We start from the raw sequence: 4,143 nt of genomic DNA, 5'->3' as shown, positions 1-4,143 counted from the left end.
CGACTGGGGGGGGCGCGCCCGGGGCCGGCCCACGCGGTCAGTCCGCGGGCGGGAAGACGGCTTCGCCGCCGGGTGCGAGGCGCAGCGCGATGGCCTCCACGGGGCAGCTCTCGGCGGCCTCCAGCACGCCGTCGGCGGCGGCGATCTCGGCCGCGACGGGTTCGGCCCGCCGCCCCGCCCCCATCCGGAACGCGTCCGGCACGCTGCCCGCACACAGCCCCGACCCGATGCACGCACCCTGATCGACCTCGATGTGCCAACGCTCTGCCATGCGACCTCACCTTCCGCAGGTGCCCCGGGGGCACGTGGACCGTCCCCGCGCACGATAGGCCCGCCGCCCGCCGCCCCAACTCCCGCCCCCCACAAGGCGACCGGCCACACCGTCGCACCCGCCACGCACCCCCTGACTGCCGCGCCGTCACGCCGCCACGCCGCCACGCCGTCGCGCCCGAAGCGGCTCCGCCCCGCCGTACGCGACCTCGTGCGCGTCCACGCGCACGGACCGGCACGGCCACGACGCCGCCCCGCACCCCCTCCCGTACGTCATCCCGCATCCCGCTCCACACCCCCGGAGCCGTCACCTCGCCCCGCCCCGCACGCCCCCACACCCCGCGCCACCACCCCACCCATCCGCCGCTTCGGCCTGCCTCAACGACCACCCCCATCCGGCGCAAGCCCCTCGGGCAGGGGTCGGGGCCGGGGCGTCGACCTGCGGATTTTTACGCATCGTGATGACTTGCAAAGTCTCCGTGACGTCTTTAGCGTGCTTGATGGCGGTTAGGACGATTTTCATCTGATCTGTCCCTTACTGCTGCGGGGGTGCCCACCGGGGTGCCGGCGAGTGACCGCCGGCGCCGTCCGGCCGCGCCTCAGCCCCCGCTCATCCGCACGCGTCCCCGATGGATTCGGCGCTCCCCACCGTGGGGTGGCGCTCCCCACATCTCTGGAGACACAGATGTTCTTGCAGTCCACCGTCAGCAAACTCGCCCTCACCGCGGCGACGGGCGCGCTCGCGCTCGCCCCCGCCGCCACCCCGGCCCTGGCGACCTCCACCCCCACCTCCCCGGAGTCCTCGCAGAGCGTCGCCAAGGACCGGGCGCACTACAAGGGCCGGGTCATCGCGAAGACGGGCCTGCTGGTCCGGACCGGCCCGAGCCAGAAGCACAAGGTCGTGGGCGCGCTGCCGTACGGCACGATCGTCAACATCGTGTGCAAGGTGAACGGCCAGAACATCGACGGCAACCCGCGCTGGTACCTGCTGGACACCGGCAAGTGGGCCTGGGGCGCCGCGCGTTACATCGAGAACATCGGCAAGGCCCCGCACTGGTGCTGATCCGACGCCCGGCCCGGCCGGAGCGCTGAGCCGTCGGCCTTCACCGTCCCCGGACGGTGGGGGCCGACGCGCTGGTACGCCCGGCGACCACGACCAGCGAACACCGGCCAGGCGACCAGGCGACCACGATCAGCGACCAGGCGACCGGCAGGCCACGGCCATCACCACCCCCGTGGCCGCCGCGTGCCCCCGCCTCCCCTGGTCACGGGCGGGAAACGGCCGGGGAACGGGCCGCGGGGGGCGCGCGGGCGGCGGATAAGCTGTCGCGGACAACTGCATCCTGCCCCGGGGCGGGGAAAGCCGGTGCGAGGCCGGCGCTGACCCGCAACCGTGAGCACGGCGCGCCCCGGCGCCGCCGCGCGAGCCGGACCACCCGTTCCCGAGGCGACAAGGCTCCCGGAGCCGGTCGCGCCCCGTGCGGGCGCGGTCCGGTCGCCGGCCCCCGTCGTGGTTTACGGAGCTGAGCCCGGTGCTGCCGCGTGCGCGGTGGGCGGCGTGCGCGGCTGCGTACCGCGGCGACCGACGCCACGGTGACCGGCACCGCGGCGCTATCCACCGAGAGGCACCGACCATGGCCCCCTCCTTCGCCCTCCCCGTGCGCCGCGGCACCACGGCGCTGGCCTGCGCCGCCCTCCTGGGCGCGGCGGTAGCGCCGGCCGCGCGCGCCGACGAGTCGCCGGCCCCGCAGCAGTCGGGGTCCGCGCCGGCCCCCGCCGCCGGCAAGCGCACGGGGCCGTACGGGGCGAAGGACGCCAAGTTCGACGGGGTGTGGCGGACCTCGCTCGCCTTCCTCGCACAGCACGCGGCCGGCGTCACCCCGGCCCCCGAGGCCATCGACTGGCTGGCCGGGCAGCAGTGCGCCGACGGTGGCTTCGCCACCTACCGGGCGGACGTGAAGAGCCCGTGCGACCCGGAGAAGGGCGAGTTCAGCGATGCGACCGGGGCGGCCGTGCAGGCGCTGGTCACCGTCGGCGGGCGCGGGCCCGTGGTCGCCAAGGGCCTGGAGTGGCTGACCAAGCACCAGAACGCGGACGGCGGCTGGGGCATGAACCCCGGTTCGCCCACCGACCCCAACTCCACGGCCGTGGTCATCGGCGCGTTCACCGCCGCCGACAAGGAGCCCGGCGAGGTCAGGTCCAAGGACGGCAAGAACCCGTACGACGCGCTGCTGCGCTTCCAGCTCACCTGTGACGCCAAGCAGGCCGAGCGGGGCGCGTTCGGCTACCAGCCGGACAAGGCGGGCAAGCTCGCGCCGAACGCGCTGGCCACCGCCGACGGTGCGCTGGCCGCCCGCGGCGAAGGCTTCCTCGTGGAGCCGGTCAAGGCCGCGGACAACGCCGCGCCCAAGGTGCTGGCCTGCGGCGACGGCGCCAAGTCGGCGAAGGACCAGCAGCGCGGCGACGACGGCCCGAACGAGGAGCCCGACGGCGCGGCCGAGGCCGCCGCCGCGTACCTGGCGACCACGCTCGCCGCGCACGGCCAGCACCTGACGTCCGCCCTGCCCGGCGCGAAGCCGCAGCCCGACTTCGGCAGCACCGCCGACGCGGTGATCGCACTGGCGGCCGGCGACCACCACGCGGCGGCCACCGGCGCGCTCCGCTGGCTCCAGGGCTCCGGCAACGGCGCGCTGGCCTGGGCCAAGGACGACCCGGGCGCGCTGGCCAAGCTGGTGCTCGCCGCCCACGCGGCCGGCGCCGACCCGCGCGACTTCGCCGGCGCCAACCTGGTCGACCAACTGGGCGCCACCGGCCCCACCCCGAGCGACGTCCGCGCGGACACCTCCGCGGCCGATGACGCCAAGGACAAGAAGGACGACAAGGACGAGAAGGACGACGACGGCGGTGGCATGGGCGTCTGGTGGATCGTGGGCGTCGGTCTGGTCGCCGGCGTCGGCATCGGCTTCCTGCTGAGCGGCCGTAAGAAGCAGCAGCTCTGATGCCCACCGAGCGTGGGCGGGCGGCCGACGGGAGCGCGGACGCCCGCCGGGCGGTACGCGCCAGGCCGCGGCTAGTCCGTCGCGCACCCCGACCGGGGCCGGGGCCCGCGACGGTGGCGGCGCCCGTACCGGCTCCGTCGGCGGCGCACCCACCGGTGACGGCGCCCGTGGCAGCCCCCGTGCCGACGCCGCCCGCCCACCGGCCGGAGCACCAGCGGCCCGGGCGCGTACGGAGGCCGTACGCACAGGCCCGGCCCGTACGGGCCCCGCGCCTCCAGGCCCCGCGCGCACAGACCCCACGCGTACGCACCCCGCGCGGCCGGCTGCACGGCCGGCCGCTCGGCCGACTCCTCGGCCTGCTGCTGACCGCCGTGCTCGCCCCCGCCCTGCTCGGCCTGTGGGCCGCCGCCCCGGCCGCCGCCGACGGCTACCGCTACTGGTCGTTCTGGCAGCGGGACGGCGCCGCATGGACGTACGCGACGGAGGGCCCGGCCACCGCCAGGCCCGGCGACGGGGACACCGTCGGCTTCCGCTTCGCCGTCAGCCGCGACGCGAGGGACGCGGTACGGCCCCGGGGCGCCGCCGACTTCGCCACGATCTGCGCTGGCGAGCCGGCCGGGGGCGACGGCAAGCGGGTCGCGGTGGTGCTCGACTTCGGCCCCGCCCCGGACGCCCCGGGCGGCGAGCGCCCGCCACGGCCCCGCACCGCCTGTGCCCGCATCGCCGGCGACGGCACCGCCGCCGACGCGTTGGCGCAGGTGGCGAAGCCGCTGCGGTACGACAGCACGGCGCTGCTGTGCGCGATCGCCGGCTACCCGAAGTCCGGTTGCGGCGAGCAGGTGCGCGGCGGCGGCAACGGCGGCAACGGCGACGG

Annotated in this window: 4 protein-coding genes; 3 read left to right on the top strand and 1 reads right to left on the bottom strand. The window is 76.5% G+C overall.

Going from position 1 to position 4,143, the window contains the following annotated elements; all coding sequences use genetic code 11:
• Window positions 1-37: 37 nt before the first annotated feature.
• On the bottom strand, window positions 38-271 hold the full coding sequence (locus AAHZ94_RS36055; protein WP_349997834.1) for a ferredoxin: 234 nt from the start codon (window positions 269-271) through the stop codon (window positions 38-40).
• A gap of 684 nt (window positions 272-955) precedes the next feature.
• On the opposite strand from AAHZ94_RS36055, the gene AAHZ94_RS36050 reads away from it, so the two are divergent.
• The 3 genes from AAHZ94_RS36050 to AAHZ94_RS36040 form a co-directional block, all read left to right on the top strand.
• The gene (locus AAHZ94_RS36050; protein WP_349997833.1) at window positions 956-1,333 is read left to right on the top strand and encodes an SH3 domain-containing protein; all 378 of its coding nucleotides are present in this window, start codon (window positions 956-958) and stop codon (window positions 1,331-1,333) included.
• A gap of 571 nt (window positions 1,334-1,904) precedes the next feature.
• On the top strand, window positions 1,905-3,269 hold the full coding sequence (locus AAHZ94_RS36045; RefSeq protein ID WP_349997832.1) for an SCO2321 family membrane protein: 1,365 nt from the start codon (window positions 1,905-1,907) through the stop codon (window positions 3,267-3,269).
• A gap of 323 nt (window positions 3,270-3,592) precedes the next feature.
• Window positions 3,593-4,143 (top strand): SCO2322 family protein (locus AAHZ94_RS36040; protein ID WP_502964891.1); only part of this gene is annotated, 551 nt, incomplete at its 3' end.

This window comes from Streptomyces sp. HSW2009 (genome assembly GCF_040240285.1).
GTDB lineage: Bacteria > Actinomycetota > Actinomycetes > Streptomycetales > Streptomycetaceae > Streptomyces.
Note: the sequence above shows the minus strand (reverse complement) of the source record. Positions and strands in the feature narration are given on the sequence as shown.